Consider the following 12,976-nt stretch of genomic DNA (forward strand, 5'->3'; position numbering starts at 1 on the left):
GGATGAGTATTTTACATAAAGGTGATAAAGTCGGATTTATTGCGTGCTCTGACGGCAGAGACCGCTCCAAATCAAACATATATTTAACATTAGAAAATATATTGGCACAGTTTAGTGTTCATGCCGTTTACGCGAAAACCTTTTATGCTGTCGGTAACACGCCATTCAGCGGTACACCAGAGGAAAGAGCAGCAGAATTAGCGGAATTATACCAAGATAAGGAAATAAAGGCCGTTTTTGATTTGTCAGGAGGAAATGCTGCCAACGAGCTGCTCCCATCTATCAATATGGAAGTAATTAAAGAAAATCCAAAGCCTTTTGTCGGCATGAGCGACCTGTCTGTCCTTAATAATGCCCTGTTTACATTAACTGGTGTTCCTAATCTTCATTATCAAACAACCAATTTACTGGGACCAGACAGTGCCTTTCAAATGGAATTGTTTACGAAAGTGTTTTTGGCTGACTGGCACAATCCGAATGAATTAGTAACATTTCCTTATACATGGCTGCGAGGAAGCAGTATGGAGGGTACTGTTATTGGCGGAAATGCAAGATGCTTCTTGAAACTGGCTGGCACTCCTTATATGCCAAATCCAGAGGATAAGCTGCTTTTCCTGGAAAGCCTCGGTGGTGGACCGGCTGCGATTGCCTCTTATATTGCTCAGCTTACCCAGCTTGGTTTTCTTGAGAGATGCAATGGCATCCTGTTAGGTACCTTTACGGAGCTAGAGCAGAGTGCAGGCATGCCGACAGCAGAGGAGCTAGTGCTTGCTGCCACAGAAAAGTTTGGAATTCCTGTGGCAAAAACAGCTAAGTTAGGGCATGGGTACGACAGTCACTGTCTTCCGATTGGAATGAAACTTCAGTTATAACTTTTTTTAGAACGTGCATTCGTATTTTAAGGATGATAATATAAAAGAAAAAGGAGGTGGTCATTATGGAGGAGATAACATTTATACATTGTGCAGACCTTCATTTGGACAGCCCTATGCTCGGGTTGAAAAATCTGCCTGCGCCTATACGAACACAGCTGCGGGAAAGCACCTTTACGTCGTTCAAAAGGATTGTTGATACTGCCATTGCCAAGCGGGTCGACTTCGTTCTTATTGCCGGGGATATTTATGATGGAGAAGACAGAAGCTTGAGAGCGCAAATATTTTTCCGGAAAGAGATGGAAAGACTGAATACCTCTGGCATTGAGGTATATATCATCCATGGAAACCATGACCATTTAAGCGGCAAGTGGCTGGAGATTAACTTTCCGGACAATGTGCATATCTTTCCTTCCGAGGTCACTGTCTTTGAGCACAGAAAAAACAATGCGACAGTTCATTTATATGGCTTCAGTTATGAAGCGAGACATCTTTATGACAGAAGAGTAAACAGCTTTGAAAAAAAGGCAGGAGCAGATTACCATATTGGCATACTGCATGGCAGTTTGGAAGGAAACAGCGAACACAGTCCATATGCTCCTTTTAACTTACAGGAGTTAGCTTCAAAGGAGATGGATTACTGGGCATTGGGTCATATACATAAAAGAGCAATACTGCAAGCAGAACCGCCGGTAGTGTATGCAGGAAACATTCAAGGAAGGCATAAAAAGGAAACAGGAAAGAAGGGCTGCTACTACGTAAAACTAAGCAAGCTGGCTGCAGAGCTAGAATTTATCCCGACAGCGGCATGTTTATGGAAATCAGTTGAAATAGATGCAGCTGCAGCCAAAAACGTTGATGAGCTTTTGCGCTTATGTCAAAGCGCGCAAAATATCGAAAGAGACAATGGAGTACCTGTAATCATGTCCATTAATGCTGTTAACGCAGAAAAACTTGGCAGCTTCCACGCAGGAGAACTGCTGGAAATCCTTCAAGCTGACGAGTTGGAGGAATCGGATTTTGTGTGGGTGTCGAGCTTATCGATAACAGAACGCAGCAGCTGGGATAAAGAGCAGCTGCAAACAGAATCTGCTTTTTTTGCTGAGCTTTTTCAAGCTGTTACAGACTACGATTCAATCGCAGAAGCTGTTGCGCCGCTTTATCGTCACCCAGGTGCCTACCGATATCTTTCAGAATTAACGGAAACAGAGAAGCAAGAGCTAGCAGTAGAAGCGGAGCGGGTGCTTCTTCACATGCTGAACGGAGCAGCCAGGGGGTAAAATATGCGGATTAAAACAATAACTATTTACGGGTATGGAAAACTAGAGAATATAACGTATAATCTGGATGCAGATCTTCAAGTATTTTATGGAGAAAATGAAGCAGGCAAGTCGACGATCATGAGCTTCATCCACAGCGTTCTGTTTGGGTTTCCTTCAAAGGTTCAGACAGAGCTCCGCTATGAGCCGAAAAATCAAGCTAAGTATGGCGGTAAATTAACAGCATGGTTTCCTGAACATGGTATGGCAACAATTGAGCGTGTTAAAGGAAAAGCAGCCGGTGATGTTACTGTCATTTTGGAAAACGGCCGAAAAGGGCAAGAGGATTTGCTAGGTGAATTACTGCAGAGAGTAGATAAAGGTCTCTATCAATCGATTTTTTCTTTTAATCTTGATGGCTTGCAAAATATCCACGGACTAAAGAGCGAGGAGATTGGAAGATTCCTGTTTTCAACAGGTGTAATCGGTTCTGATCTAATAGCAAGGACAGATACAGAGCTGCAGAAAGAGCTGGATGCCCGCTTTCGACCAAACGGAAAAAAGCCAGTCCTAAACGAACTGCTGGTGTCTTTAAAGGATGCTCACCAACAGCTGAAAAATGCAGAAAAAACAAATGAGCAATACAGCGGGCTGCTGCAAAGAAGAGAGGAGCTGGCCCAAGAGCTGGAAGCAGAAGAAGACAATGCTGTCAGTCTAAAGGAAGACATTAATAAACTGGAGAGCTGGTTAGAAGCGGCTCCAATAGTAGCACAAACAGAGCTTTTAGAGCGTAAAGAGGAAAAGTATGCTGATTTGACGTTTCCCAATGCTGGTATGGACAGATGGGACCGAATCAAAGACCGAATCTTAACAGTCCAAAGCCGAATTCAGCATGTGCAGAACAAGATTAAAGGATTAGAAGACAAAGACAGGCAACTTCAGCCTAATGAGGAGCTGTTAGCAGCTGCTGGAGAAATAACAGAGGCTAGCGGGAAAATGCCCGTCTATGAAGAGCTTCAAAAACGAAAGAACCAGCTGTTGAACCAGTTATCCTTATTGGAGAAGGAAATGGAAGTTTTGCAGGCGAAATTGCATGTGCCAATAACAGAAGAGGATATTTCTGATATTAATACGAGCATCTTTATGAAGGAGCAATGTGCAAATGCAGATGCCTTGCAAAAAAGGCTTAAGGCCTCCAGATTAGAGCTTGATGCGAGATTAAAGGAAGAACAGCAGCAGCTCGAAAGCATGGAAAGGGAAACCGCTGAACTGAAAAGTCGACTGCTTTCAGAGGATAAGCGCAAAGAGCTAAAAACGCAGCTTAAAGCAGCGGAAAACATAAGCTGGCATAAAGAAAAGCTTGCAATTCTACAGAGGGATATCGAAAGCGTCCAAAAACAGCTTGAGGCTAATCGGAAAGTCCATCTTGCAGCTAATATGCAGTTTCTGTTCGTTCTAATCATGCTGATTGCAATCGGGCTGGCAGGTGCAGCTGAACAGCTCCTATACTTAATGCTTGCAGCCTTGTTAGGCAGTATTGCAGCCATTCTTTTCTTTTTTAATAGAAGGAAGGCAACGAAGAAAGAACGGTCAGAGCTGCAAAGAAAAGCAAAAGAGCTAAAGCGGGATAAGGCTGGCATGAGAGAGGAAACTGGCGGTTTTGAATTGCCTGATGCATTTTCAGCCAAGCATGCCTTAGAGAAGGATAATCAAGCAAGAGAAAGCTACAGCTTACATCTAGTAAAGCTGGAGCAGCAAACGAAGGCGTATGAGAGAATATTAAGCGGCTATGAAAGCTGGGAACAGCAATACAGGGAGCATCAAACTGTTCTTACAGAACTTGGCGATACATTGAGGATACCTGCTTCTCTCGCATATGATTATATTTACGATGCTTATTTGCTGTTAGACGAATGGAAGGTAAAGCTTAAGGATAAAAGGGCGGTTATTGAGGAAATAACGGCAATAGAGACAGAGTTAGAACATATTGAAGCGCGAATCTCCAAACAGTATGAAAAATTCTTCTCCTTTAAAGCAGACTCACTTGCTCAAATGTCTATCCAGTTAATGAATGCTGTGAAAGAAGAAAATGAAAGAAAGATTTATTGGCAGGAGAACAACCGGGCGTTAGAAGAATGCAGGCAGGAGTTGCATGGGTTAGCAGGAGAGCTGTCGGTATTTTCCGCTGAAACCGAAGCGCTGCTCGACATTGCTGAAGTGAAAACAGAAGAGGAATACCGGAAAAAGGGAGAGGTATATGCAGAAAAAATCGAGCTAGAGCAGAAGCTTTCCACACTAAAGCAAAAACTGGAGCATTTTCGTCTAACACAGGAAGATATCGAGTTTCTTCGCACAATCGATGAGCCGGAACAGGAGCAGTTACTGTTAACTGAAAGGTTAGCGGAAACAAAAGAAAGAATAAAGCAGATTATGAAGGCCAGTGCTGAAAATCAACTAACCATAAGTCAAGCCGAAAGCGGCGGAACGTACACAGAGAAATTGCATCATTTCAAACAGCTGCAGGATGAGTTTCAAGAGGAAGTAAAGATATGGGGAAAATTTGCTGCTGCCAAGCACTTCTTGACACAAACAGTCAATGTCTACAAAGATAAGCAGCTCCCAGTTATGCTGCATAAGGCAGAGGAGTATTTTGCTATTTTAACAGACAATCAATACGTTAGAATTTTGCCGAAGGAAGAAGGCATCGGCTTTTTGGTGGAAAGGGAGGATAACACCTTTTTTGAAGCAAAAGAGCTGAGCAGGGGAACAGCAGAACAGCTTTATGTGGCGCTTCGACTTGCCTTGACACAGACATTTTATCAGAAATATCCGCTGCCGATTATTATCGATGACAGTTTCGTCAATTTTGATAATAAACGGACGAAGAAAGTGCTTGAGCTTTTAAAAACTTGCAGAAATAATCAGCTGCTCTTTTTTACATGTCATACCCATCTATTGGAGCATTTTCCTGATGGTCAAATACATTCTCTGCTGCTGCACTCTTTAGAGCGAGACCGTTAATATAGATAGTGTTATACTAGGAACGAATAGATTAAATAAAAGATTGTACAAGATGAAAAAGGAGCGAAAAGCCTTGGATAAAAAAGGAATCCTACACTATGCGGTTGGGGACCAGTTTGATTCACATTTATTAATAAAAAGTTCAGCGAGAGCAATGGCCAGCAATGGCAAACCTTTCTTAACATTAATTTTTCAGGATAAAAGCGGAGAAATAGAAGCAAAGCTGTGGGATGCTACTGATGAAGATGCACAGTCTTATCAGCCCCAAACAATTGTGAGAATAAATGGAGACCTCCAAAACTACAGAGGCAGGCTGCAGCTAAGAATACGCCAAATAAAGGCAGCATCCCATGAGGATAGTGTACGCTTATCTGACTTTATTGAAACAGCACCGCTTGAAACAGAAGAAATGCAGGCGAAAATTAATCAGTATATCTTTGATATGAAAAATCCTAACATCCAGCGGATTACAAGACATCTCGTGAAAAAGCACCAGCAAGCATTTTTAGAATATCCGGCTGCAACAAAAAATCATCATGAGTTCGTTTCAGGACTTGCTTATCATGTTGTTAGCATGCTTGATTTAGCTAAGTCTATTGCCACTCTTTATCCGAGCCTTGATACAGACCTGCTGTACAGCGGTGTAATCCTTCATGACTTAGGGAAGGTGCTTGAACTGTCAGGTCCAATTTCAACGACTTATACAGTGGAAGGAAACTTACTTGGACATATTACAATAATGGTAAATGAAATTGGCAAAGCAGCCGATGAACTTAGTATTAAAGGTGAAGAAGTAATGGTCCTTCAGCATCTGGTGCTTTCACATCATGGAAAAGCAGAGTGGGGCAGCCCGAAAGCTCCACTGATTAAAGAGGCAGAAATTCTTCATTATATAGATAATCTGGATGCTAAAATGAATATGCTAGACAGAGCGCTTGAACGTGTTCAGCCAGGCGAGTTTTCAGAAAGAATCTTCCCATTGGAAAACCGTTCCTTTTACAAACCTTCTTTCCATAAATAATAATTTAATCCTATGGTCTCCTTTTAATAAAGGAGGCCTTTTTTTTGTTTAGTGAGGGCTTCTGCGAAAAGGTGAATATTCTAGTTTATCTAGCATATGATGTAGTAATTAAGAGGAAGGGAGTTAATAGTATGTTTGAGATTCCGATGTGGGTTCTGTTTGTATTAGGAGGTATTGCTGTAAGTGCATTTATGGCTGTTAAGACAGGAAAAGAGGACAAGCAGCAAGAGAATGAATATATCGAAAAGGAAGGAGAAGTATATATTAAGAGGATGGAAGAGGAAAAACAAAAGAAAAGCGGAAATACTCAAGAACGCGCATATGAAAATTAAAGGGAAACTAGAGTATATCTCTAGTTTCCCTTTTTTTGTTAACTGCCTGAAGTTGTGTTTGTTGAACCGCTTGTAGACGTTGCATCAAGCAAGGACTCTAAGTCCTTATCCTCGATTTTTACATCTGCATCCTTTAGTTCTTTTTCCATGGCACTGTTGATTGTATCAGATGTAAGCTTGGACACTTTTAATTCATATTCCATGTCATCCTTTACATCTTCATATTTGCCTTTTTTCTTTTTATCTGTTACTTGAATTATATGGTAGCCATTTTCTGTTTTGACTGGATCACTGATTTCGTCTACATCCAGCTTGTATGCTGCCTCTTCAAACTCAGCAACCATTGTGTTAGCACCGAACCAGCCTAAGTCACCGCCATTTTCTTTAGAAGCAGTATCTGTAGAATATTCCTTCGCTAGATCTTCAAATTTTTCGCCATTATCAAGCTTCTTTTTGACTTCTTTTGCTGTTTTTTCATCAGCAACAAGAATATGACGAGCTTTAATTTCAGGCTTATAGTCATCGTAATATGCTTTAATTTCATCTTCTGTTACATCAACTTCTTTAACTGCGGCTTTTTCTTGAAGCATTCCAGTCTTAATCATCGAACGCAGCTCATCTTCATCCTTATAACCATATTGCTGAAGGGCCAATTCGAAGTTATCGCCAAGCTGTGATTTAATGCTATCAACTCTCTCGTCTAACTCTTCATCGGATACGTCATACTTATCTTCAAGTACTTTCTCATATAGAAGGGACTGCAGTACAGTCGTACCGTATTTTTCCTTCATCGCATCGTAGAGTTCATCTTTAGTAATATCACCTGCATCTGATTTTACAACTGCGTCTGAACCACCATTGCTGCATGCGCTAAGTCCAATGATGCCAGCAGCGAGAGAGATGGATAGTAGCCTTTTTTTCAAGTTAAACACTCCTAAGTTAGTTTTATCTGTAACATCCATCATTACTATATCATAAATTTTCAAAAGAGCAAAAATCCCTTTTAATGCAAAAGAAAAACGATAGGCAAAAGCAACAAATTAAAAATTGGGTAAATGTCCTGTTCCGTTTTTAGGTCCTAGACATATGATACATTGAGCTTGAAAAACAGCTTAAAGAATTAGCCGGTGGCTTATTCGTGCTGAATTGTGCAAAGGGTCAGGATGGGGGCAGCTTAGTATGCTGCATGTAACTGACTTTTGGCAAGCAAGTCTTTAGTCTTATTAGACTTAAACCATTTATCAAAAGGATACAGTAGCAGCCTTAAAAGGAGGTGTTACTATGGGTCATGCATACGGCGGAGGATTTGCGTTAATCGTAGTACTTTTCATTCTTTTAATTATTGTTGGCGCTGCTTGGCTGTAAGAGCCAAAGTAATGCAGAACATGAATTCAACTGATAGAAAGGAGGAGTCTTCATGTCAGGTACAGGTGCATACGGCGGAGGATTTGCATTATTAGTGGTGCTATTCATCTTGCTTATCATTATCGGAGCAAGCTGGGTATACTAATACTCTCTAAGAAAATAAAAGCAGCGATGAATAATCATCGCTGCTTTCCTTCCAATAAAGGGATATGAAGCACCTTGTTAGGAGCATATTGTCCGTTTATGTCAACTAAATAATAAATCAACATAGGAAGAAATCAAAAGAATCGTTATAAGGACATTGATTGTGCGGAAAACCTTCGGCTGTTTCTCTTCCGGGATTTCCTTTTGTGCGCATAGTGCATTTGTCATTCTATTAATATTATATAATATTAATATGGCTAAGATAATAAAAATGGAGATCATCATTGATTCCCTCCTTAAAACAGAATTATTGTATGATACTTACAATATCAAATTAAGGGATAAAAAGATAGTATTATATCCTATGATATGTCAATTAAATACATGCATCCTTTTCCTTTATTATCTTATGTCCTGACCGCAAGTGTTGCCTCCAGCATTAGCTGACATTGCTGACCAAAATTTCAATGCCATCTTCATTTTCTTCTACATAGCATGACCTTGGAGATTTCCATAAGCTTTTTATGCGAATAAAATCAGGTACACACATCCCGAAATGATAGGCAAACAAAATTAAGAAATAATGGACATAATGAGGAAACAGGAAACAGCAAATGACCAATGCAGTGTTAATGACGAGCATCGGCATAATCAAAGCAAATATAAACTGAATTTTCCCGATTGGGTCTGCTGCCCTAATACATATTAACGGAAAAATACCATAGTGTATATCAATTGATTTTTTTATTTTTTTGCCTAAATGGACAACCGGCAGAAAGTGCAGCAATTTATGAGCAGGATAAACGAGCAGAAATGCTGCCATAAAAGGTAAAAAGTAGTTGTCATTTAAACTGTTATACCCAAAAAATGCAATTGTCGGAGTGTAAAGGAACAAAAAAGAAAAAACCATTGTTAAGGAAGACATAAAAAGTATGCGTTGAAAGCCGTACTGTTTATGAAAATTAATTGTCTTCCAGCAGTTCATAAAGTAATCACCCTCCAAAAGGAGAAATTTTCTAGTTTAATAAAACTCACCTTGCTACTTTACGACGAATAGGGCAAAAAATCAATAGTTGTTTTTGATTATTTACTGGTGTTTTAAAACAAAAAAAGATAAGACTCTGTCTCATCTTTTTTTTGCCCTTTATTCCATTTTTACGAGTATATGTGGATTACTTCATAGGCGCCGGTTCTTTATGTTTAAGCTGCCCATTTTGTTCAACGAATGAATCTTCGATATTGTTGAAGGAGTTTTCGAATATTTCCATGAAGTTGTCTCCATAAATATTCTTGACGATTGTCATCATTTCCAGCAATTCTGGAAATTTTCCATATAAGTTTTTGATTGGCAATGCAGCTGAATATGCTGAGCTGTTGTCAGGATTGTATTCCTCCATGATATTAAGGAACAATTGCTCACCTTTTTCTGTGAGACAAACATAAGTGTTCCGTTTATCATTTTCTTTTTTGGAGAACTGCAGCAGTCCTCGTTCTTCTAATTTCTTAGAGAAGTTAAAGGCTGTTGAGACATGCATTACCCCAAAATTGGCCACATCTGATATGGAAGCGCCATTTAACTGATAAGCTATCCATAAAATATGATGTTCATTGATATTAAGATCATACGGCTTAATCCAATTTTGCCAATCCTTTTCAATTGATTTCCATAGTGCTTTACTGAGTTGTCCTACTCTTTGAGTAAACATTAAAGCTTCCTTCATCGAGCATTCTTTTTCATTCATCCCCAAATCTATTCACCTACTTTTCTATATTTATAATCATTATGCCAATAAAACAAAAATTAATAAAGAAAAAATAAGCGAAATTTTTAGAAATAAGCATATTTTTTGAAAGAAAACGTTTTATTGTATAATTATTTCTAAAATTAAATAAAAATTCACCCTTTTTCTACCAGCATTATACACTGTAACTTTCTGGAGTGAAAGAAATATTAAGAAGACCGAACTGCTTGAAATCAAGGTTTTAAACATCAGATTTTAAAATCTGAAAAATAGTTTCATATTGAAATATTTCTATACTCTAAAAACAAATCGAGAAAGAATGAATAGAGAATAAGTTTTTTAAAAAGTCAGAATATGTACTTTGTTATACTTTTCTTACATGGATTTTTATATTTACTATACGCGTATATTTATTTTTCCAAATTTTAGATGTTTTTATGTAAGGAAATTTAACATTACTCAGGAGGAGATGAAGGGGTTTAGCAAAAAGAGAGGTAAACTATGTTAGTTTTCCTCTCTTTGTGTGTTATTGTTGCTTTTTTAAGTCGTTTTCTAATTCAGTTACTGTTTGTTCAATTTGGTTTAGTTCGATTTTCAGCTGTTCTTGATGTGGTTGAATTTCTGTTTTCCATTGCTCGAGCGATTCTTTTATATCTTCCACGAAGGTGCCGATGACATTTTTCCCTTCTTTGCTGGCAGTAGCAATGCTGTCTTTAATTTCTATAAGGTCTTCTTTTAAATCTTTGAATTCCTTTAGAAATGCTTTGCTGTTGTCCACACATGCTTTTCTTGCCTCTTTACCCGATACAGGGGTAGTGAATAAGGTTGCTGCTGCAGCTGCAAGCCCGCCAATGATAAATCCTGATAGAAATGTTTTTCCACTCATCATGTTCACCTCGTCTTTTTTTTCTAATTATAGCCTATTTTAGGTTAGGTTTGCATATATATGTCATTACCCATAGAAAGGCAAAAAAAACAGATAGGCGAAACCTATCTGTGTAAAGCCTTGTTTTAAGCGTTTTGCTGGAAGTCTTTCATAAATTGAGCTAAAGCCTCAACATGCTCTAATGGAACAGCGTTATAAATGGAAGCTCTGCAGCCGCCAACAGATCGATGGCCGTTCAGTCCCACAAATCCAGCAAGTTTAGCTTCATCCAGGAATTTTTTTGTCAGTTCATCAGATTGCAACGTGAACGTTACATTCATCTTAGAGCGGCTGTCTTTAACGGCATGGCCTTTGTAAAAACCTTCGCTGTTGTCAATGACATGATAAAGTGTTTCCGCTTTTTGGTTATTAATTGCTGCGATTCCTTCAATACCGCCTTGGTTTTCCGCCCACTTCAGCACAAGTGATAATAAATAAATAGCCAAAGTTGGAGGTGTATTGAATAAGGAGTTGCTGCTGGCATGTGTTTCATAGCTCAGCATCGTAGGAAGCTCTGGGTTCTTTTTAATGAGCTCCTTTTTTATGATAACAACTGTAACACCTGATGGTCCTAGATTTTTTTGTGCACCAGCATAAATGATATCGAAGTTTTTGATATCAAGTGGTGTACTCAAAATATCGCTGGACATATCAGCAATCAATGGAACCTTCAACCCAGTCGGGAATTTATGCCATTGAGTTCCGTATATAGTATTATTCGTTGTAATATGAAGATATGCCGCATTCTCAGGAACTTCTATTTCTGCTGGATCAGGAATATACGTATAGTTATCATCTTTGCTTGAAACTGCAGTCTCTGTTTTTCCTACTTTTGCAGCTTCTTTAAGTGCTTTCTCCGCCCAGACGCCAGTAAGTGCATAATAACCTGTTTTATCATCTGCCAGAAGATTCATTGGCACCATAGTAAACTGCAGGCTTGCACCACCTTGGAGGAAGAGAATTTCATAATCATCCGGTATAGAAAGCAGGGATGCAAGCAGAGATTTTGCTTCATTATGGACTGCTTCATAGTCTTTGCTGCGATGGCTGAGCTCCATTATGGACATGCCTGTATTGTTGAAATCCATCCAGCTTTTTTGTGCCTCCTGCAATACCCATTCTGGCAATGCTGCAGGACCAGCATTAAAGTTATACGCGCGTTTCATGTTTTTTCCTCCTTGTGCTTTTACTACGATTTTGATTGGAAGTTTACCCTTATACTATCAAATTGTGAAGATTTGTACAGATAAAAAAAGCAGCCTTAAAGCGAATTTCACTGCTTCAAAGCTGCTGTTGTTACATTACGAAAATAATATATGTGTTGGAATACTCGAAAATCCAATGTGTAAATCATTGATAACGATTTCATGAAGCTATTGGATAATAGCTTTTTTATGTAGAAATTTTTTAAAATTTTCTGTTTACAGCTTTTCTTTAATGTCATTTGCAATTTGGGAAAGCTGTTCATCAGAATATGCGTCGAAGTTCGTTTTCCAAACGGCTCCAAAGCCATCGCCTTTTCCGTAGCGGGGAATAAGGTGCATATGATAATGGAATACAGATTGACCTGCTTTTTCACCATTATTATTAAGTGTATTCAGCCCTACCGGCTCAAAAGCTGCTTTTAATCCGTTTGCGATAGAAGGGACAACTTCAAATAAGTTTTTAGCAATTTCAGGCGTTAATTCATAAAGATCTTTTACATGCGTTTTCGGAATAACTAAAGTATGGCCCTTTGTTACTTGGCTGATATCTAAAAATGCAACAACATGCTCGTTTTCGAATACTTTTTTGGCAGGAATTTCCCCTGCAACAATCTTGCAGAAAATACAATCACTCATTAACAATTTCTCCTTTTCCTGTTCATTTTTCTATTTATTTTATCATAGAGAGGAAATTCTAAAAACAAAAAACAGAGACAGGATCAAGAGATCCTGCCTCGTTGAAGAGGAACTTCTTATTGCGCTCGATTAAAGGTCATTCTCTTTGATAAACACCTCATTTAATAATGAATTGTTTTCTATGAGAAAAATCGATCATTGTTCAAACGAACCATCCCCTTAAATTAGGTCTTTATATGCGTTAACGTATAAAGAATAGATGACAGTCTGCGACACCACACCTCATTCCGTAATGGAATTTTTAACTACTTGGATAAGCAACTATTGGTGTATTGATCTTCTGGTATACTTAACAAATAATGCAAGCTAACCATCCCCTTGTTTTGAACGAATGGAAGTTTCAGTTGATTATTTAATCTAAATAATCTTTTGCAAACACCTCATTTTTATTATT

General features: G+C 38.7%; 14 protein-coding genes. 7 read left to right on the forward strand and 7 right to left on the reverse strand.

Going from position 1 to position 12,976, the window contains the following annotated elements; translation table 11 throughout:
* The first annotated feature begins 2 nt into the window (after nucleotides 1–2).
* From L8T27_RS03730 to L8T27_RS03750, 5 genes are all read left to right on the forward strand, one after another.
* Complete coding sequence (locus tag L8T27_RS03730; RefSeq protein WP_233317309.1) at nucleotides 3–872, forward strand: S66 family peptidase; 870 nt, start codon at nucleotides 3–5, stop codon at nucleotides 870–872.
* A 65-nt stretch (nucleotides 873–937) separates the two neighbouring features.
* Entirely contained in the window at nucleotides 938–2,152 is a 1,215-nt protein-coding gene (locus tag L8T27_RS03735) for a metallophosphoesterase family protein (RefSeq protein WP_237940775.1), read from the forward strand.
* 3 nt (nucleotides 2,153–2,155) lie between these two features.
* Nucleotides 2,156–5,152, forward strand: coding sequence for an AAA family ATPase (locus L8T27_RS03740; protein WP_237940777.1), 2,997 nt, complete (start codon nucleotides 2,156–2,158; stop codon nucleotides 5,150–5,152).
* Nucleotides 5,153–5,204: 52 nt separating this feature from the next.
* Nucleotides 5,205–6,173 (forward strand): 3'-5' exoribonuclease YhaM, encoded by a 969-nt coding sequence (gene yhaM, locus L8T27_RS03745; protein WP_237940779.1) that lies wholly within the window; start codon nucleotides 5,205–5,207, stop codon nucleotides 6,171–6,173.
* Between the two features lie 44 nt (nucleotides 6,174–6,217).
* A complete protein-coding gene (locus tag L8T27_RS03750) occupies nucleotides 6,218–6,505 on the forward strand; it encodes a sporulation YhaL family protein (RefSeq protein WP_311315889.1) in 288 nt (95 codons plus the stop codon).
* 38 nt (nucleotides 6,506–6,543) lie between these two features.
* Here L8T27_RS03750 and L8T27_RS03755 read toward each other — a convergent pair whose 3' ends face one another.
* Nucleotides 6,544–7,428, reverse strand: coding sequence for a peptidylprolyl isomerase (locus L8T27_RS03755; RefSeq protein WP_233317305.1), 885 nt, complete (start codon nucleotides 7,426–7,428; stop codon nucleotides 6,544–6,546).
* A 358-nt stretch (nucleotides 7,429–7,786) separates the two neighbouring features.
* Between L8T27_RS03755 and L8T27_RS03760 the strand changes: the two genes are divergently transcribed.
* Both L8T27_RS03760 and L8T27_RS03765 read left to right on the forward strand, forming a co-directional pair.
* A complete protein-coding gene (locus L8T27_RS03760; protein ID WP_060670486.1) occupies nucleotides 7,787–7,870 on the forward strand; it encodes a YjcZ family sporulation protein in 84 nt (27 codons plus the stop codon).
* A gap of 52 nt (nucleotides 7,871–7,922) precedes the next feature.
* Complete coding sequence (locus tag L8T27_RS03765) at nucleotides 7,923–8,015, forward strand: YjcZ family sporulation protein (protein ID WP_127736325.1); 93 nt, start codon at nucleotides 7,923–7,925, stop codon at nucleotides 8,013–8,015.
* Between the two features lie 101 nt (nucleotides 8,016–8,116).
* Here L8T27_RS03765 and L8T27_RS03770 read toward each other — a convergent pair whose 3' ends face one another.
* The 6 genes from L8T27_RS03770 to L8T27_RS03795 form a co-directional block, all read right to left on the reverse strand.
* Complete coding sequence (locus tag L8T27_RS03770; protein ID WP_233317392.1) at nucleotides 8,117–8,296, reverse strand: hypothetical protein; 180 nt, start codon at nucleotides 8,294–8,296, stop codon at nucleotides 8,117–8,119.
* Between the two features lie 157 nt (nucleotides 8,297–8,453).
* Nucleotides 8,454–8,999, reverse strand: coding sequence for a DUF3267 domain-containing protein (locus L8T27_RS03775; protein ID WP_233317304.1), 546 nt, complete (start codon nucleotides 8,997–8,999; stop codon nucleotides 8,454–8,456).
* 187 nt (nucleotides 9,000–9,186) lie between these two features.
* Nucleotides 9,187–9,756: an HTH-type transcriptional regulator Hpr gene (locus L8T27_RS03780; RefSeq protein ID WP_233317303.1), complete on the reverse strand. Its 570-nt coding sequence runs from the start codon at nucleotides 9,754–9,756 to the stop codon at nucleotides 9,187–9,189.
* 526 nt (nucleotides 9,757–10,282) lie between these two features.
* Nucleotides 10,283–10,645, reverse strand: coding sequence for a YtxH domain-containing protein (locus tag L8T27_RS03785; protein ID WP_233317302.1), 363 nt, complete (start codon nucleotides 10,643–10,645; stop codon nucleotides 10,283–10,285).
* 122 nt (nucleotides 10,646–10,767) lie between these two features.
* Nucleotides 10,768–11,847 carry a 3-phosphoserine/phosphohydroxythreonine transaminase gene (gene serC, locus L8T27_RS03790; protein ID WP_233317301.1) on the reverse strand — a complete coding sequence of 360 codons (1,080 nt, stop codon included), beginning with the start codon at nucleotides 11,845–11,847 and terminating at the stop codon, nucleotides 10,768–10,770.
* Between the two features lie 255 nt (nucleotides 11,848–12,102).
* Nucleotides 12,103–12,522: an HIT family protein gene (locus tag L8T27_RS03795; RefSeq protein WP_233317300.1), complete on the reverse strand. Its 420-nt coding sequence runs from the start codon at nucleotides 12,520–12,522 to the stop codon at nucleotides 12,103–12,105.
* Between the last annotated feature and the right edge of the window lie 454 nt (nucleotides 12,523–12,976).

Source organism: Niallia sp. Man26 (assembly GCF_022049065.2).
Lineage (GTDB): Bacteria > Bacillota > Bacilli > Bacillales > Cytobacillaceae > Niallia.

Excerpts from the sequence above, each read along its gene's own strand:
- L8T27_RS03730 (WP_233317309.1), top strand. The coding sequence starts at position 3 with ATGAGTATTTTACATAAAGGTGATAAAGTCGGATTTATTGCGTGCTCT.
- L8T27_RS03735 (WP_237940775.1), top strand. The coding sequence starts at position 938 with ATGGAGGAGATAACATTTATACATTGTGCAGACCTTCATTTGGACAGC.
- L8T27_RS03740 (WP_237940777.1), top strand. The coding sequence starts at position 2,156 with ATGCGGATTAAAACAATAACTATTTACGGGTATGGAAAACTAGAGAAT.
- yhaM (WP_237940779.1), top strand. The coding sequence starts at position 5,205 with ATGAAAAAGGAGCGAAAAGCCTTGGATAAAAAAGGAATCCTACACTAT.
- L8T27_RS03760 (WP_060670486.1), top strand. The coding sequence starts at position 7,787 with ATGGGTCATGCATACGGCGGAGGATTTGCGTTAATCGTAGTACTTTTC.
- L8T27_RS03765 (WP_127736325.1), top strand. The coding sequence starts at position 7,923 with ATGTCAGGTACAGGTGCATACGGCGGAGGATTTGCATTATTAGTGGTG.
- L8T27_RS03770 (WP_233317392.1), bottom strand. The coding sequence starts at position 8,296 with ATGATCTCCATTTTTATTATCTTAGCCATATTAATATTATATAATATT.
- L8T27_RS03775 (WP_233317304.1), bottom strand. The coding sequence starts at position 8,999 with ATGAACTGCTGGAAGACAATTAATTTTCATAAACAGTACGGCTTTCAA.
- L8T27_RS03780 (WP_233317303.1), bottom strand. The coding sequence starts at position 9,756 with ATGAATGAAAAAGAATGCTCGATGAAGGAAGCTTTAATGTTTACTCAA.
- L8T27_RS03785 (WP_233317302.1), bottom strand. The coding sequence starts at position 10,645 with ATGATGAGTGGAAAAACATTTCTATCAGGATTTATCATTGGCGGGCTT.
- serC (WP_233317301.1), bottom strand. The coding sequence starts at position 11,847 with ATGAAACGCGCGTATAACTTTAATGCTGGTCCTGCAGCATTGCCAGAA.
- L8T27_RS03795 (WP_233317300.1), bottom strand. The coding sequence starts at position 12,522 with ATGAGTGATTGTATTTTCTGCAAGATTGTTGCAGGGGAAATTCCTGCC.